General features: G+C 44.6%; 15 protein-coding genes. All 15 read right to left on the bottom strand.

Annotated elements, in window-relative coordinates:
- Nucleotides 1-9: 9 nt before the first annotated feature.
- Nucleotides 10-1,548 carry an ATP-binding cassette domain-containing protein gene (locus ACTQWB_RS01165; RefSeq protein WP_441499968.1) on the bottom strand — a complete coding sequence of 513 codons (1,539 nt, stop codon included), beginning with the start codon at nt 1,546-1,548 and terminating at the stop codon, nt 10-12.
- A 94-nt stretch (nt 1,549-1,642) separates the two neighbouring features.
- The gene (locus tag ACTQWB_RS01160) at nt 1,643-2,773 is read right to left on the bottom strand and encodes a substrate-binding domain-containing protein (protein WP_441483014.1); all 1,131 of its coding nucleotides are present in this window, start codon (nt 2,771-2,773) and stop codon (nt 1,643-1,645) included.
- Between the two features lie 328 nt (nt 2,774-3,101).
- Nucleotides 3,102-3,842 (bottom strand): tRNA pseudouridine(38-40) synthase TruA, encoded by a 741-nt coding sequence (gene truA / locus ACTQWB_RS01155; RefSeq protein WP_441499967.1) that lies wholly within the window; start codon nt 3,840-3,842, stop codon nt 3,102-3,104.
- 138 nt (nt 3,843-3,980) lie between these two features.
- Complete coding sequence (locus ACTQWB_RS01150) at nt 3,981-4,784, bottom strand: energy-coupling factor transporter transmembrane component T family protein (protein WP_441499966.1); 804 nt, start codon at nt 4,782-4,784, stop codon at nt 3,981-3,983.
- Nucleotides 4,781-5,668, bottom strand: a complete 888-nt coding sequence (locus ACTQWB_RS01145) for an energy-coupling factor transporter ATPase (protein WP_441499965.1) — start codon at nt 5,666-5,668, stop codon at nt 4,781-4,783. Before ACTQWB_RS01145 ends, ACTQWB_RS01150 begins: the two co-directional genes overlap by 4 nt.
- The gene (locus ACTQWB_RS01140; RefSeq protein WP_441499964.1) at nt 5,659-6,504 is read right to left on the bottom strand and encodes an energy-coupling factor transporter ATPase; all 846 of its coding nucleotides are present in this window, start codon (nt 6,502-6,504) and stop codon (nt 5,659-5,661) included. Before ACTQWB_RS01140 ends, ACTQWB_RS01145 begins: the two co-directional genes overlap by 10 nt.
- Before the next feature lie 18 nt (nt 6,505-6,522).
- Entirely contained in the window at nt 6,523-7,140 is a 618-nt protein-coding gene (gene yihA / locus ACTQWB_RS01135; RefSeq protein WP_441499963.1) for a ribosome biogenesis GTP-binding protein YihA/YsxC, read from the bottom strand.
- Nucleotides 7,141-7,156: 16 nt separating this feature from the next.
- The gene (gene lon / locus ACTQWB_RS01130; RefSeq protein ID WP_441499962.1) at nt 7,157-9,469 is read right to left on the bottom strand and encodes an endopeptidase La; all 2,313 of its coding nucleotides are present in this window, start codon (nt 9,467-9,469) and stop codon (nt 7,157-7,159) included.
- A 19-nt stretch (nt 9,470-9,488) separates the two neighbouring features.
- On the bottom strand, nt 9,489-10,811 hold the full coding sequence (gene clpX, locus ACTQWB_RS01125; RefSeq protein WP_441499961.1) for an ATP-dependent Clp protease ATP-binding subunit ClpX: 1,323 nt from the start codon (nt 10,809-10,811) through the stop codon (nt 9,489-9,491).
- A 252-nt stretch (nt 10,812-11,063) separates the two neighbouring features.
- The gene (clpP, locus tag ACTQWB_RS01120; protein ID WP_441499960.1) at nt 11,064-11,645 is read right to left on the bottom strand and encodes an ATP-dependent Clp endopeptidase proteolytic subunit ClpP; all 582 of its coding nucleotides are present in this window, start codon (nt 11,643-11,645) and stop codon (nt 11,064-11,066) included.
- A 71-nt stretch (nt 11,646-11,716) separates the two neighbouring features.
- Nucleotides 11,717-13,024 carry a trigger factor gene (gene tig, locus ACTQWB_RS01115; RefSeq protein WP_441499959.1) on the bottom strand — a complete coding sequence of 436 codons (1,308 nt, stop codon included), beginning with the start codon at nt 13,022-13,024 and terminating at the stop codon, nt 11,717-11,719.
- A 623-nt stretch (nt 13,025-13,647) separates the two neighbouring features.
- Nucleotides 13,648-14,223, bottom strand: a complete 576-nt coding sequence (locus tag ACTQWB_RS01110) for a DJ-1 family glyoxalase III (protein WP_441499958.1) — start codon at nt 14,221-14,223, stop codon at nt 13,648-13,650.
- A gap of 156 nt (nt 14,224-14,379) precedes the next feature.
- Nucleotides 14,380-15,174, bottom strand: a complete 795-nt coding sequence (gene proC, locus ACTQWB_RS01105) for a pyrroline-5-carboxylate reductase (protein WP_441499957.1) — start codon at nt 15,172-15,174, stop codon at nt 14,380-14,382.
- A gap of 97 nt (nt 15,175-15,271) precedes the next feature.
- A complete protein-coding gene (locus tag ACTQWB_RS01100; protein ID WP_441499956.1) occupies nt 15,272-15,736 on the bottom strand; it encodes a CYTH domain-containing protein in 465 nt (154 codons plus the stop codon).
- A gap of 109 nt (nt 15,737-15,845) precedes the next feature.
- Nucleotides 15,846-17,381, bottom strand: a complete 1,536-nt coding sequence (malQ, locus tag ACTQWB_RS01095) for a 4-alpha-glucanotransferase (protein WP_441499955.1) — start codon at nt 17,379-17,381, stop codon at nt 15,846-15,848.
- Nucleotides 17,382-17,421: the final 40 nt, after the last annotated feature.

Genomic DNA, 17,421 nt, shown 5'->3' with positions numbered 1-17,421 from the left:
CCCCCTTGATTATTTCTTCTGATTCTGCATGATATGTGCCATGATGCCTTCCTGGGTAGCTTCTTTTGCTTCCAGTTCTCCGGCCATCTTGCCTTCGTTCATAATGTAAATTCTATCGCACATACCAAGGATTTCAGGCATTTCAGAGGAAATCATGATAACAGATTTTCCCTGTTCTACCATCTGGTTGATCAGACAGTAAATATCATATTTTGCACCTACATCGATTCCTCGGGTAGGCTCGTCCAGAATCAGGATATCCGGTTCTGTAAACATCCACTTTCCAAGGAGGGCTTTCTGCTGGTTACCACCAGACAGGTTACCGATACGCTGTTCATTGGAAGGTGTCTTGGTGCCCATTTCCTGGGTCATCTTTTCTGCCAGCTGTACTTCAAGGTCTGTATTGATGATTCCTTTATCACAGACTTTGGAAAGACGGGCCAGTGTTGTGTTGAAACGGATGGATTCATCAAGGATCAGTCCGTTTGTTTTACGATCCTCAGTTACATATGCCAGACCATGCTGGATTGCTGCACGAGGATCCTTCAAATCTACTTTTTCACCCTTTATGTACAACTCGCCAGAGATATTTGTTCCATAGCTCTTACCGAAGATGGACATTGCCAGCTCTGTACGGCCTGCACCCTGCAGTCCTGAGAAACCAACAACCTCACCTTTATGTACTTTAAAGGAAATATTGTCGTCTACAATTTTTTCCGGATACAGAGGATGATGAACCGTCCAGTTCTTAACCTCCAGCATCACTTCTTTACTTACATTATGTTCACGTTTCGGATAACGGTCTTCCATAGGACGTCCAACCATTCCTTTGATGATTCTGTCCTCACTTAAGTCATCCACGCCTTTTGTAAGTGTCTCGATCGTGCTTCCGTCTCGAAGAATGGTACAACGGTCTGCACAGTAAATGATCTCATTCAGTTTATGTGTGATAATAATAGATGTCAGTCCCTGTTTCTTAAATTCCATAAGCAGATCCAGAAGCATCTTTGCATCTTCATCATTCAGGGATGAAGTAGGCTCATCCAGGATGAGCAGTTTTACTTTCTTTGAAAAAGCTTTTGCAATTTCTACCAGCTGCTGTTTGCCGGTTCCGATATCTTTGATCAGGGTCTGGGCAGATTCGTGAAGACCTACCTGAGCCATGTGTTTCTCAGCCTCGCTGAATGTTTTATCCCAGTCGATGGCTCCTCTTTTATTTTTGATCTCGTTTCCAAGAAACATGTTTTCACCGATGGAAAGCAGTGGGATCAATGCAAGCTCCTGGTGAATAATAACGATACCTTTTGCCTCGCTGTCATTAAGCTTTTTAAACTTACACTCTTCACCTTCGTAGGTAACCGTTCCAGTATAGCTGCCGTATGGATACTGACCACTTAATACGTTCATCAATGTGGACTTTCCCGCACCGTTCTCACCGATCAGCGCATGAATCTCGCCACGCTGAACTTCAAGGTTAACGTTATCCAAAGCTTTGACACCGGGGAATTCCTTCGTAATGTGTTCCATTACTAAAATATTGTCAGCCAAAATGGCGCCCCCTTTCCCATAAAGCAGGCGGGGCTTTTCACCCCGCCCACATTTACAACTTCATTTTTGATTTGACGTTTTAGTTCAGCTTCAATTAGTTTGCCGGATGAAGATATCCGTCATCGTCCATTGTATAGTATCCTGGGTCAACCAGTGCTTCCTGAAGGTTGTCTTTTGTTACAACTGTAGGAACCAGAAGGAAAGATGGGCATTTGTTTCCGTCAGAAGTCTCATAGGACTCTGTATCATAAGTACAATCGAAATCCCAACCAGATTTTTCAATCAGGGACTCATCAATTGTGTCTCCAGCCAGCATTGCTTTTGCAAGGTCAAGTGTTACGACTGCCTCATTGGCAACTGCTTTGTAAACGGTCATGGACTGTTTTCCATCAACGATGTTTGCAAGGTTTGCTTCGTCACCATCCTGTCCTGTGATCAGAACAGTGTTATCACCAGCATAGTCAGACTCGATTGCCTGTGTTACACCAAGTGCTGTGGAGTCGTTGGAGCAAAGAGCTACGTCAAGCTGTGTTCCGTCTGCATAGTAGGATGCCAGAATGTTCTGCATTCTTTCAAGTGCTGTCTGGGTATCCCATGCAGGTGTTGCAACAGAATCAAAATCAGTCTGTCCGGAAACTACATTTAAGGTTCCTGCATCAATGTATGGTTTTAATACATCAAATGCACCATTGAAGAAGTATCCGGCATTGTTATCAGCAGGATCACCAGCTGTAAACTCGATATTGTATGTCTTGTCACCAGCATTGTCAAGATCCAGAGTATCTACAACGTACTGTCCCTGAAGGGTACCAACTGTATAGTTATCAAAGGATACATAGTAGGAAACAGCGTCAGATTTAATCAGACGGTCATAGGAAATAACCGGGATTCCTGCATCTGCTGCTTCATCCATAACTGTATTAAGAGCCTCGCCATCGATAGCTGCTACAACTAACAAGTTAACTCCGTCGGAGATCAGGTTCTGGATATCGTTTACCTGACGGTCTGTCTCGTTGTCAGAGTATGTAAGCTCTACTTCGTATCCAGCATCTTCGAACTGTTTCTGCAGATAAGAACCATCACGATTCCAACGCTCCAGAGACTGTGTAGGCATTGAGATACCGATCTTTCCGCCGCCAGCTGCTCCGTCTTCTGCCATTACCGGAACTGCAAGTGAACCAACTGCCATTGCTGCTACCATTGCCATTGCTACTTTTCTCTTCATGATAAACCTCCCGTATCATTTTTATTTGCTATTTCGTATAGCTTTCTGATGGGATTATAATATCATATAGGGGTTTTGTGTAAAATGGACTAATTTTTGATTACTCTTTCAATTTTTGTGTTAGTATGTGCACAATTTTGTGCTGGACTGGACATTTTTGTTGTGGGATTTTGCTGGATTATAATTATGTGCTATTGACATTTTGAGAATATGAAGTACTACAAAAAAGTGTGTATTACACAGACGCGCTTTAAAAGTTGCTGTTTAATGTGCTGATTCATGTTTCCCGTACGCGGTTTCTCAGCACATTAAACAGCAATTATATAGTTTACTCGAAGAACTGTATTCCCATCAGGGTGAGTCCCTGCGCGGGTGCAGTTGGACCGGCGGCAGAACGGTCTTTGGCATCCAGGATTTTCTGCATGCGCTCCGGCGGATACTGGCCGTTACCGATTTCGATCAGCGTGCCCGAAATGATACGGACCATATTATAGAGGAATCCCGTTCCTGAAACGCGGATGGTAACCATATCGCCATCACGGAAAACTTCAATTCCAGTGACAGTACGAATGGTGGTCTTTACCTGGGCACCGGAACCGCAGAAACTGGCAAAGTCATGGCGGCCGATCAGATAAGATGTCGCCTCACGCATTTTATCTACATCTAATTTATAGTGATAAAAATAGGAGTACAGGCGCTCTGTGGGAACCGGGAATTTACGGTTCAGAATGCGGTATTCATAGGTTTTCTCACTGTCACAGTATCTTGGGTGAAAATCCGGCTCCACTTCTTCGGACATCTGGATACGAATGTCTTCTGGAAGGCGCTGATTCAAAGCATATGAAATTTTTTCGCCGGGAATGCGGGTGTTGGTATCAAATACTGCCACGTTTCCAAGAGCATGTACCCCTGCGTCCGTACGGCTTGCACCGATGGTCTCAATTTTTTCACCCAAAAGTTCAGAAAGGGCATCGTTCAGTACTCCCTGTACTGTAATCCCATTAGGCTGCGTCTGCCAGCCGCAGTAATTGGTTCCATCGTATGCTACAACAAGTCCAATTCGTTTCATAATCTTTCTCCTTGTTAAAATTCCCTCACCTGCCATTTCGTGCAGGTGAGGGAACTGTATAAATATTTTAAACTACTACGCACCCAAAAGCAAAATCTATTACAAAATGGGACATTCAGATTGCTGAAAAATTTCCCATCAGATTCCAGCTGCCCGGAACCCGATTGCAACAGCCAGATATGCCGCCAGAATCACATAAGCCCCATGATCTCTCTTCTTATAAGTCAGCGGCTTCATCTGTGTCCGGTTATCGCCACCGTGGTAGCACCTTGCTTCCATTGCCATAGCCAGATCATTTGCTCTTCTGAATGCAGAAATGAAAAGGGGTACCAGAAGAGGAACCATGTTCTTCGCTTTCTGAATCAGGTTTCCATTTTCGAAATCTGCGCCACGGGCGATCTGGGCTTTCATAATCTTATCCGTTTCTTCCAAAAGAATCGGAATGAAACGTAAGGCAATGGACATCATCATTGCAATATCATGTACTGGTACATGAAGCTTATTTAATGGGCGGAGCAGACGCTCCAGACCATCGGTCAGCTGGTTCGGAGTGGTCGTCAGTGTCATAATGGAAGAACCGATTACCAGATAAACCAGTCGGATTGCCATGGTTCCTGCAAGAACCAGACCTTCCTTTGTCACCTTAATAAAGCCAAGCTTCCACACTACCTCACCGGGCGTAAGTATCATATTAAAGAATATGGTGATCAGAAGCAGCATGAAAATGGTCTTCAGACCCTTAAAAATAAATTTCACCGGAACCTTTGACAAAAAGATCATTCCTGCCAGAAAAATGGTTGCTACTGCATATCCTGGAAATGTATGAAACAAAAATACTGATACAATAAATGCAATCGTTCCAACCAGCTTGGTTCTCGGATCCAGCTTATGAATCACAGAGTCTGCCGGATAATATTGTCCAATTGTAATATCTCTGATCATTCTTCGCTGCCTCCCTTCTTAAAAAGTGAAGGCTTTTGTTTCTTCAATGCTTCCAGAATTGTCTCTTTCGCTTCCTCTACAGTAGTTGCTGTAGTATCCACATCCAGTCCGTTTTCTGAAAGAGCATGCATAATATAAGTGATCTGCGGCGCTGCAAGTCCCATTTCTTCCAGTTCCCTATAATGGGCAAATACATTCTTTGGAGTATCGTCAAATACCATTTCGCCATGATTCATTACGATCAGGCGTTCCACATATTTCGCAATATCTTCCATACTATGGGAAACCAGAATAATCGTAATTCCCCTCATTTTGTGAAGCGCTGCGATCTGATCCAGGATATCATCCCGTCCCTGGGGGTCAAGTCCCGCAGTAGGCTCATCCAGAATCAGGATTTTCGGATTCATTGCAAGAACTCCCGCAATCGCAACTCTTTTTTTCTGTCCTCCGGAAAGCTCAAAAGGAGATTTGGTAAAGTTTTCTTCTTTTACACCAACATGAGCAAGAGCTTTTTTCGCCTCTTCTTCTGCCTGTTCCCTGGAAAGTCCCTGGTTCATAGGCCCAAAGCACACATCTGCCAATACGGTGTTCTCAAACAGCTGATGCTCTGGGTATTGGAATACCAGTCCCACCTCACTTCGAAGAGCACGGCGGTCATATTTTTCTGCCCATACATCTTCACCATTATAAAGGACCTGCCCACTGGTAGGCTGGATCAATGCATTAAAATGCTGGATCAGGGTTGACTTTCCACTTCCGGTATGACCGATTACACCAATAAACTGTCCATCCGGAATCACAAGATTAATGTCTTTCAGGGCATGACTTTCGTATGCAGTACCCTGACTATAAGTATAAGTCACGTTCTTAAGCTCTATCGACATAATGCACCTACCAGTTCCTCTTTTGTCAGTATTCCTTCTGGAATGTCAACGCCAGACTTATGAAGTTCATGTGCAAGCAGCGTTACCTGTGGTACATCCAGCCGGTATTTCTTCAGTGTCTCTACCTGGGAAAAAATTTCTTTTGGAGTTCCTTGCATTACCACATTTCCACGATCCATAACGTAAACCTTATTGGCATGGATCACTTCTTCCATATAATGGGTAATAAGAATAACTGTTATGTTTTCTTTTTTGTTCAGTTCGGAAACAGCCTCCAATACCTCTTTCCGGCCATTTGGATCAAGCATTGCAGTGGGCTCATCCAGAACAATGCATCGGGGACGCATTGCTACAACACCCGCGATTGCAACTCTTTGTTTCTGTCCTCCGGAAAGCTTGTTAGGAGACTGATAGCGGTATGCTGTCATTCCTGTCTTTTTCAGGCTGTCATCCACACGCTTCCAGATTTCCTCTGTAGGAACGCCCATATTCTCAGGTCCAAATCCTACATCCTCTTCCACAACCGTACCAATGATCTGGTTGTCCGGATTCTGGAAAACCATTCCTGCTCTCTGGCGGATTTTCCATAATTCCGGTTCCTTGGCTGTGTCCATATCGTCCACCCACAAAGTTCCCTCCGAAGGGATCAGAAGCGCGTTCATGTGCTTCGCCAGTGTGGATTTCCCGGAACCATTGTGCCCCAGAATGGCCACAAAATCGCCGGCTTCAATGTCCAGGTTTACATCATTGACGGCACGCTGTGTTGCCTCTACGTTGCCGTCCTCATCATACTTGAGATAGTCAAATCCCAGCTTGAACGCCTTGATAATTCCCATATTTTTTTCCTCGTAGTATCAGTTTTCAGTCTCGGCCGTAGCTGCCGGTGCAAAACCGGTCAACTCGTCCATCAATGCCCAGATCTCATCTCTTCCCTGTTTGGTCTCAGCAGAAAAAGGAATGACCCTGCTTCCCGGGCGCAGCTTCAGTCCATCTTTGATCGCCTTTACATTCTTCTGTACCTGGCTTCTTTTCAGCTTATCCAGCTTGGTCGCAATGATGATCGGATTATATCCGTTATTTACGATCCAGTCATACATCAGCTTATCATTTGCTGAAGGATCGTGGCGGATATCGATAAGCAGAAATACTGCCTTCAGAGTCTGCGAGGTGTGAAGATAGCGCTCGATCATCTTTCCCCATTTCGCTTTCTCTGTCTCCGGAACCTTGGCATATCCATATCCCGGAAGATCCACAAGATACATAAAATCATTTACATTATAAAAATTAATAGTCTGTGTTTTACCGGGCTGGGAGCTTGTCCTTGCCAGTGCTTTGCGGTTCAGAAGGCCGTTGATAAGGGAGGATTTTCCTACATTTGATTTTCCTGCAAAAGCGATCTCAGGTCTCCCTGTATCCGGCAGCTTGCTGGTGATACCGCAAACGATATCCAGTGAAACATTTTTAATTACCATTTTTTGTCCTCTCGTTTCAGGCAAGTGCTCTTTCCAGCACTTCATTCATATTCTCTACAAATGTGATCTTCAGTCCATCTGTGATCTCTTCATCCAGTTCTTTAATATCCGGCTTATTTGTCTTCGGTACAAGTACTTCTTTGATCTTGGCATATTTTGCAGCAAGAAGCTTCTCTTTTAGTCCTCCGATTGGAAGGACACGGCCTCTCAATGTAATCTCACCTGTCATTGCCAGATCTGCACGTACCGGTTTCCCAATAATTGCGGAAAACATGGCCGTCGCCATGGTAATTCCGGCTGACGGGCCATCTTTTGGAACAGCGCCTTCCGGAATATGTACATGAATATCATTTTCCTGGAAAAACACCTGGCTGATTCCATACTTAGAAACTACTGAACGGATATAGCTGATGCCAGCCTGGGCAGACTCCTTCATCACATCTCCCAGCTGACCGGTAAGCACAAACTCTCCTTTGCCAGGCATAATATTCACTTCGATCTGAAGGGTATCGCCGCCCACCTGTGTCCATGCAAGGCCACGCGCAATACCAACCTCATCCTTCTTATTGGCCATCAGATAATCATATTTCGCCTGTCCCAGGAAATTTTCAAGATTCTTTCCTGTAACAGTGACTTTTTCTTTTCCCTCTTCCATGATCAGACGGGCTGTCTTACGGCAGATCTGCCCGATCAGTCGTTCCAGATTACGGACACCGGCTTCTTTTGTATAATTGTTGATGATCTTACGAAGTGCACCACCCTGAATGGAAAGCCTGCCTTTTTCAATTCCATTGGCTTCCATCTGCTTCGGAATCAGGTGTTCTTTCGCAATATGCTCTTTTTCATTCTCGGTGTAGCCACTGATCTCAATGACCTCCATTCGGTCAAGAAGGGGGCTTGGGATTCCCTGAATATCATTTGCCGTTGCAATAAACAGTACCTCGGAAAGATCCTGGGGAAGCTCCACATAATGATCGTTGAAATGGCTGTTCTGCTCCGGATCCAGCACCTCCAGAAGTGCAGAGGAGGTATCTCCCTTATAGTCGCTGCTGGTCTTATCAATTTCATCCAGAAGCATCAGCGGATTGGCGACCTTCGCCTGCTGCAGGGCAACCGTGATTCTTCCTGGCATGGCACCTACATAAGTTTTCCTGTGTCCGCGGATCTCAGCTTCATCCCGCACACCCCCCAGACAGATACGGACATAGCGCTTACCGGTAGCTTCTGCAACTGATTTCGCTATGGAAGTCTTACCTGTTCCAGGAGGTCCTACCAGACAGAGGATCGGGGATTTTCCCTTATGGGTCAGCTTGCGCACAGACAAGAACTCCATGATCCGCTCTTTTACATCTTTCAGGCCGTAATGTCCCTCTTCCAGGATTTTCCATGCAGCTTTCAGATCCTCAGAATCCTCAGAACACTTATCCCAGGGAAGGGAAAGAAGGGTCTCAATATACCCTCTTAAAATACTGCTCTCAGCTGCATTTGTATTGGTTATTTTAAAGCGGCTGATTTCTTTCAAAATACGGTCTTTTACTTCCTGGGAAGCGGTAAGCTCTTTTGCTTTTCGCCGGAAATCCTCTGCCTCATCAGCCGTATTATCCTCTCCAAGTTCCTCGCGGATCAACTTCAGCTGTTCTCTTAAAATATATTCCCGCTGGTTCTTATCCACCCGTTTTTTCAGCTTCTGCTGCAGGTCATGGCTGATATCCAGCACATCTATCTCGTTGCTGAGAATAGCTCCAAGGAGCTCATACCTGTCAGACAAATTCACAGCTTCCAGAAGTTTCTGTCTGCTCTGCCATGACAATGGCAGGTTCACAGCAACCTGCTTGATCAGTTCCGGAGCCTTTTCTGTATTCATGATCTGGGCTGCCAGTTCTTTTCCGATTTTGCCGCCTTTGCTGCAATAGGTGTGAAACAGTTCCTTGATGCTCCTGTGCATTGCTTCCAGCATTGCCTGTGGAAGTTCTTCTTTCTCTTCCTGGATCAGAACCGTCTGGGCTCTGAGATACGGAATTTCCTGTTCCAGTCCAAGAAGCTCTGCTCTTGTGGTGCCTTCCACCAGAACACGGATCAGATTATCCGGAAGCTTCACTACCTGCTTAATATATGCAATCGTTCCCACCTGAAAAAGCTGTGTCAGGACTGGATCTTCTATCTGCGGATCCTTCTGCGTGACCAGAAAAATCTTCTGATCATTCAGCATCGCAGCTTCAATTGCCTTCTTGGAACGTTCCCGGCTTATATCAAAATGAATGATCATTCCCGGAAGGATGGTAGCTCCTCGTAATGCAAGAGCAGGAAGTACATTGATCGGTTCACTCATTTATTCTTAAATCCCTTCATCAGGCTGTTTCAGGAGTGCCCTTCTTACGCGCACGCTGGTTTCTCCTGCCTGCATTTCCCGTAGTTGCCGGAATCGCAGGAGCTTCCCCGTGAACGATCTGAGGTTCACCAGTTCCCTCTACAGCTTCTTTTGTAATAATACATTTACGAATGGTATCATCAGATGGAGTCCTATACATCAGATCCATAAGAGTGCTCTCCATGATCGCGCGCAGTCCTCTGGCGCCAGTCTTACGCTCCATGGACTTTCTCGCCATCACGCGAAGTGCATCATCTTCGAAGTCAAGCTCTACGCCATCAAGCTCAAACAGCTTATGGTACTGTTTGGTCAGTGCATTCTTCGGCTCCTGAAGGATACGAAGGAGTGCCTCCTCGTCAAGTCCATCCAGTGTTACAAGTACCGGAACACGTCCCACAAACTCTGGAATCAGACCGTAACGGATCAGATCCTCTGGCATTACCTTTTTAAACAGCTCTCCCACATTCTGCTCTTTCTTGGAAGTAACCTCAGCCCCAAATCCGATTGCCTTGGTATCCTGTCTGCCCTCGATGATCTTCTCCAGACCATCAAAAGCACCGCCACAGATAAACAGAATGTTTGTGGTATCAATCTGGATAAACTCCTGATGAGGATGCTTTCTGCCGCCCTGCGGTGGCACACTTGCAACCGTTCCTTCCAGAATTTTCAGAAGTGCCTGCTGCACACCTTCGCCGGAAACATCGCGGGTGATGGAAACATTCTCGGATTTCCTTGTGATCTTATCAATCTCATCTATATAAATAATTCCGTACTGTGCCCTGTCAATGTCATAATCAGCAGCCTGGATGATTTTCAGAAGAATATTCTCAACATCCTCTCCTACATATCCGGCCTCTGTCAGTGTAGTAGCATCTGCAATGGCAAACGGCACATTCAGAAGTCTTGCCAGTGTCTGAGCAAGAAGTGTCTTACCGGAACCAGTCGGTCCCAGCATAAGAATATTGCTCTTCTGAAGCTCTACATCCAGATTTCTGGAGGCAGTAACACGTTTGTAATGGTTATATACAGCAACGGAAAGTGCTTTCTTGGCTTCATCCTGTCCGATTACATAGTCATCCAGAATTGCGTGGATTTCTTCAGGTTTCATCAGATTGATTTCCGATCCGAAGACCTCATCCTGATCATATCCTCCAAATTCTTCTTCCATGATCTCCGAGCAGATTCCTACACACTCATCGCAGATATAGGCACCATCCGGACCTGCGATCAGCTTGCGGACCTGATCCTCGGTTTTCTGGCAAAAGGAACATCTTACTTTTCCCTCTCTTATCTTCTCAGCCATGAATCTTTACTTTTTCCTTTCTTGCATAAAGCTCTCTTTTTCTTCAGAGCTATTCTGAAAAAAGATTTCTTTATTTATTAAAATTTGGAATTATTCTTTAAAATATACCTATTTTGCAAAATTATCCCATTTTACAAGATAAGACTCCTGTTAGCCCAGGAGTCTTTTTTTACAGTAGCATGCAAAAGAAAACTCCACCAGGGGTTTCTTTTGTTTTCAGTTATGGGGGATACCGCCATCAGGCAGCATTCCTTATTTGTGGATCACAACACCATCGATCAGACCATAAGCCAGAGCTTCCTGGGCTGACATATAATTGTCACGGTCTGTATCCTTCTCAACAACCTCAAGCGGCTGTCCGGTATTTGCGGCCAGAATTTCATTTAATGTTCTCTTTGTCTTGGCAATGTGATCTGCCACGATCTGAATCTCTGTAGCCTGTCCCTGGGCTCCGCCAGAAGGCTGATGAATCATGATCGTAGAATTCGGCAGTGCAAATCTCTTGCCCTTTGTACCACCAGCAAGAAGGAATGCTCCCATGCTGGCAGCCATTCCCAGACAAATGGTGGAAACGTCGCACTTGATATACTGCATGGTATCATAAATAGCCATACCAGCTGTCACGGAACCACCCGGGCTGTTAATATAAAGCTGGATATCCTTTCCAGGATCTTCTGCTTCCAGAAAAAGCAGCTCTGCAACTACCAGGCTGGCACTTACATCGTTTACTTCCTCTCCCAGGAAAATGATTCTGTCCTTCAGAAGCCTTGAATAGATGTCGTAGCTTCTCTCCCCTCTGCTTGTCTGCTCAATGACATAAGGCACTAAACTCATATATTCCCTCTTTTCTTATCAGGTAAGCTCTCCTGATCCTGCGATACAGGAGAGCCTTTCATTCTTTCTGATTACTCAGCGTCTGCTGCTTTCTCAACTTCAACAGCTGCGTCAGCGATAAGAGTAACAGCTTTCTGAACAGCCATATCTTTCTTCATCTGCTCAAGTCCGCTCTCACCGATAGCTTCTCTGATCTTATCAGCTTCCATCTTATAAGCGTCTGCCATCTTCTGGATCTCTTCTGTGATTTCTTCCTCAGATGCTTCAATCTTCTCAGCTTCAGCTACTTTCTCAAGAACAAGTCTTGTCTGGATTCTCTTAAGAGCCTGTGGCTTCATATCTTCCATCATCTTGTCCATGCTCTGGCCTGTGAACTGGAAGTACTGCTCCATGGATAATCCCTGCTGCTGCATTCTTCTGGAGAAATCATCCATCATCTGACGGCACTCTGTTTTTGTCATAAGCTCCGGAATATCCATCTGTGCATTCTCGATTGCTTTATCTACAGCTGCATTCTCTTTTGCAGTTCTTGCTTCTTTTTCTTTCTTCTCTGTCAGTTTCTTCTTAACGTCTTCTTTGTACTCTGCAAGAGTATCAAACTCAGATACGTCTTTAGCGAACTCATCGTCAAGCTCCGGAACCTCTTTGGTCTCAATCTTCTTAACGTCACACTGGAATACAGCTTCCTTGCCAGCAAGTTCTTTTGCCTGGTATTCCTCTGGGAATGTAACCTTAACTTCTACATGATCGCCTGTGTTTGCTCCAACAAGCTGATCCTCGAAGCCTGGAATGAATGTACCGGATCCAAGTGTAAGTGCATAGTCAGTTCCTTTGCCGCCGTCAAATGCAACACCGTCAACAAATCCCTCGAAGTCGATTGTTGTGATATCGCCATTTGCTGCTGCACGATCCTCAACTGCAACTGTTCTTGCGTTCTTATCCTGCTCTTTCTTAACCTCTGCGTCAACTTCCTCGTCTGTTACAGTGATGTCAGACTTCGGAACCTCTACTCCCTTGTAGTCTCCAAGAGTAACCTCTGGTTTAACAGCTACATCAGCAGTAAAGATAAGTGCCTTACCTGGCTCCATCTGTGTAACATTGATCTCTGGCTGGGAAACGATCTCAAGGTCGCACTCGCCAAGAGCCTTTGTATACTCCTGTGGTACAAGAGAGTTAACAGCGTCTTCCATGAATACGCCCTTACCATACATGCTCTCGATCATCTTTCTAGGAGCTTTTCCTTTACGGAATCCCGGAAGGCTGATTCTGCTTTTCTGTTTCTGGTAAGCTTTCTCCATTGCCTTGTCTAAATCTTCAGCGGAAACTTCGATGGTAAGTTTCGCCATGTTTTTCTCTAATTTCTCCACCTGTAAACTCATTTTCGTGTTCCTCCTTAATATTTCAGGTAAAATGTCAGGTCCAATGCAGCCGCATGTGCATAGCGGATAGACATTGTCCATTTCTTTATGATACCGCAGCATGTCCCGGAAATTCCGGGCTGCTCTGACTTTCACTCATATGGTGTCTGCTTCTGTAGGCATCACATGAGTGAAAGTCAGTTATCCTGCGGTTGTAAATGCGCAGGGTTTCCCCCTATTATTACAGTCATTGTAGAAGTATAACACAACCAAATAAAAAACGCCAGTGTTTTTTTATTGTTTTCCATGTAATTCCTAAAAAGCGTATCTGTTCAGAGACAACCTCCAAAATGCGCCCCATTTCGTTGGTATGGTCTATCTGTCAAATGGATTTTCCACTAAATTGTGCAATATCCATAAATCCAACATGCAAGCATGCTGGATTCATGGCTGCTGCACAGGACTTTCATACTAAACGGACATGTCTGCTTACGCAGACATCACCATAAATGAAAGTCGATTGCTCCGCGCCTATGGCGCTCCCACAATCGCTGACTGTATTCGTAATCCGGGCTATCGCCCTACTTACTCATACAGTCTAGCCTGTGCAATATCCATAAATCCAACATGCAAGCATGCTGGATTCATGGCTGCTGCACAGGACTTTCATAGTAATATACTACGGATTCTGCGATCTGATCTGCTTTTTCCTGTCCAAGAAGCTGGGAAATCAGGGAAAGGCCAAAGTCAATTGCAGTTCCAAGGCCACGGCTTGTTGTGATGTTTCCATCGATTACTATCTTATCTTCAAACCGAAGGGCATCTCCAAGACCATCCATGCAGGATGGATATGCGGTGGCTTTCTTTCCATGTAAAAGTCCTATTTTTGCAAAAACGGTAGGCGCAGCACAAATGGCTGCGATTTTACCACCATTATTATAGAAGTTTCTTATAAGATCTGTAAGTGGTTCAAAGTCCCCAAGATAAGTAGTTCCGGGCTGTCCGCCAGGAAGAACCAGCATATCTGCATCAGAAAAATCAGTTTCACGGAAAGTGGTATCTGTCAGCATGGTAATTCCGTGGGATGTAGTGATCTGTTTTGTATTTTTAATGGAAACTGTGGTAATCGTGATTCCTGCTCTTCTCATAAGATCAACGACGGTTAAGCCTTCGATATCCTCGAAACCGTCAGCGAGAAAAATGTATACTTTTTTGCTCATGGTAACTCCTTCTTATTTATGCAGCTTATTTATATTGCTTAACTTTTCATTTACGCACTTACTTCTTCCTTATTATGTCATTCATCAATTTTATAACAAAGTTATCATTTATATCTGTATTTTTATTAATTCAGTGCAATTTAATAACTTTTTATTTTACATTCTTTTACCTTTATCAGCAGCCCCCTGTAGTGCTTCAAATACGGCACTGCGGAATCCGTTTTTCTCCAGAATTCGAACGCCCTCGATGGTAGTTCCTGCCGGAGAGCAGACCATATCCTTCAATTCGCCCGGGTGCATGCCTGTTTCCAGAACCATTTTCGCACTTCCAAGTACGGACTGGGCAGCAAACTGGTAAGCCTGCTTTCTTGGCATTCCCTGAGCTACTGCTGCGTCTGCCATTGCCTCGATAAACATAAACACATAAGCCGGGGAGCATCCACTGACTGCACCCACCGCATCCAACAATCTCTCTGGTACTACTTCAGTGCGTCCGAAGCTGTTTGTAATAGCCAGTATCTGTTCCATATCTTCTTTCGTCACACGCTCATTGGCACATGCGCCAGTCATACCTTCCCCTACCTGTGCAGGTGTGTTTGGCATAAGACGCACTACCTTCAGTGGCTGTCCACATTTTTCTTCCAGCCATGCCAGTGTTTTGCCAGGAGCGATTCCTACGATCATATGCTCTGTGGTCAGATACTCTTTGATCTCACCTATTACTTCTTCATAGAACTGAGGTTTTACTGCCAATATAACAATCTTTGCATTTTTTACGACTTCACAGTTATCCAAAGTAGTAACAACGCCAAGTTTTTCCTTGCTTCTTCGGCTTCCCTCTTCTGTAAGATTTGAAACAATAATCTCATTTTTCTCAAATATACCTTTTTTCAGGATTCCACCGATCATTGCAGAACCCATATTTCCACATCCGATAAATCCGATTTTCATATTTCCGGCTCCTCTCGTACTCTTCTAGCAAACATTACTGTTCGCAATCTTTGCGTCAACATCCTTTATGATCACGGAATTCATCCATTCACGTGACTTACAATATGTCATTTTTGCCCTTGCTCAAAGTACTGTTATGGTACTTAGTAGAATACGTTACATCTTCCCCGAACCACTGCGGAGGCTGATAAGTCAACGCAGCTTCCTCTGTTGGAAATTCCACCTCAGCAAGAAGAAGTCCCTCATAAGGCGCTCTAAACACATCCAGTTCAATAGAAAGCCCATCTTTCTCCGGAATCACATAACGCACCTTTGAAATCACGATCCCGTCTGCCTTAGATTTTAAATGCTCATAAGCCTCTTTTGTCAGCGACAGATTGTATTCTTCCCTTGCAAGCAAGCCTTTTGATTTATAAGTCAGATAATACTTATCATTTGATTTCCGGATCCGCACTACCGGCTCTGTGCACAAATACCCCTGCTCAATCTCCTTACACGGATACTGCTCCAGATTTTCCGGGAGATTTTCTTTTTTTACAAGAAACTTTCTCTCAATTTCCACGTTGTTTCCTCCATATATACGAAATTGAGGGCAAATACCCTTGCCCTCAATTTTACTCTCACACAGCTTTTTCCGCAACTGCTATTTGATATTAAATTTACATATTAAATTATTTCGTTTCTTCCTCCACAGGATCGGGAGTCCAGTTTCTTCTTCCGAATCTGGTAGCCAGTGTCAGCATTTCTTTCTGCAGTTCTTTACTGAACTGTCCCTCTTTCAGTCTCCATCTCCAGTTGATTCCAAGAGTAGACGGCTGGTTAATTCGTGCTGTATTGTCCAGCTGTAGATAATCCTGAATCGGAATGATACATCTTCCCGCAACACTTCCCATTACAAGACGGATCATATTTCTGCAAATACCCTTCTCATCATCATGGAAATTCCACAGGTATTCACGGACCATATGGCGTTCTTCCGGAGTGATATCTGCATACCAGCCAAGCAAGGTCTCATTATCATGTGTTCCTGTATAAACCACACAGTTATTGGTATAATTATGCGGCAGATAATCGCTGGCATTTCCCGTATCACGCTCATCAAAGGCAAACTCGATTACCTTCATATTCGGATAACCGCTTTCCTCCACAAGACGCTTTACAGAATCTGTCATAAAGCCCAAGTCTTCTGCAATAATATCTTTGTGCCCCAGTCTCTGGGAAACTGTGCAAAAAAGATCCATGCCAGGTCCTTTTTCCCACCAGCCACGCTTCGCATCTTTATCGCCATATGGAATGGCATAATACTCATCAAATCCGCGGAAATGGTCGATACGGACAACATCATACATATTAAAGCAATGAGCCAGGCGCTTTATCCACCAATCAAAGCCTGTATTTTTGTGCACATCCCATCTGTACAGAGGATTGCCCCACAGCTGGCCGGTAGCGGAAAAACCATCTGGTGGGCATCCTGCCACCTGTGTAGGCTCATTGTTCTCATCCAGCTTGAAAAGCCCCGGATTTGCCCAGGTATCTGCACTGTCCATTGCAACATAGATGGGAATATCTCCAATAATACGGATACCTCTTCTGTTTGCATAAGCTTTCAGCTTCGCCCACTGCTCATAGAATTTAAACTGCATGTATTCCTGAAATTCAATTTCAAAATACAATTCTTTTCTGTAATAATCCAGCGCATTGTTCCAGCGAAGGCGGATATCTTCAGCCCACTTTGTCCACGGAATTCCGCCAAAACGATCCTTTACAGCCATAAACAGAGCATAGTCTTTCAGCCAGTAAGCCTGCTCCTGCTGAAATTTAACAAATTCCGGATTCTTTGAAATGTCACTTCTCTCATATGCTTTCCGAAGGAGTTTATAACGTCCTTTGTAAATTTTTTCATAATCAATGTCGTCTTCCCTGGTGCCAAAATCTACAGCGTCACACTCTTTTTCCGTAAGCACGCCTTCTTCGATCAGATCCTCCAGACTGATAAAATAAGGATTCCCTGCAAAAGTTGAGAAAGACTGATAAGGCGAATCCCCATAGCTGGTGGGGCCAAGAGGCAGAATCTGCCAGCAGCCCTGCCCTGCTGCCTTTAACTGGTCTACAAATTCATAGGCACTTTTTGAAAAACAACCGATTCCATATTTGGACGGCAGGCTGCTGATTGGAAGCAGCACACCGCATTCTCTCTGATTTCCCATATTTTCCTCCCTGATCAAAAATCCTAAAACAGGCTCTAAC

Origin of the sequence: Blautia sp. HCP3S3_H10_2, assembly GCF_052122375.1 — a bacterium.
Taxonomy (GTDB): Bacteria; Bacillota; Clostridia; order Lachnospirales; family Lachnospiraceae; genus Blautia_A.
Note: the sequence above shows the minus strand (reverse complement) of the source record. Positions and strands in the feature narration are given on the sequence as shown.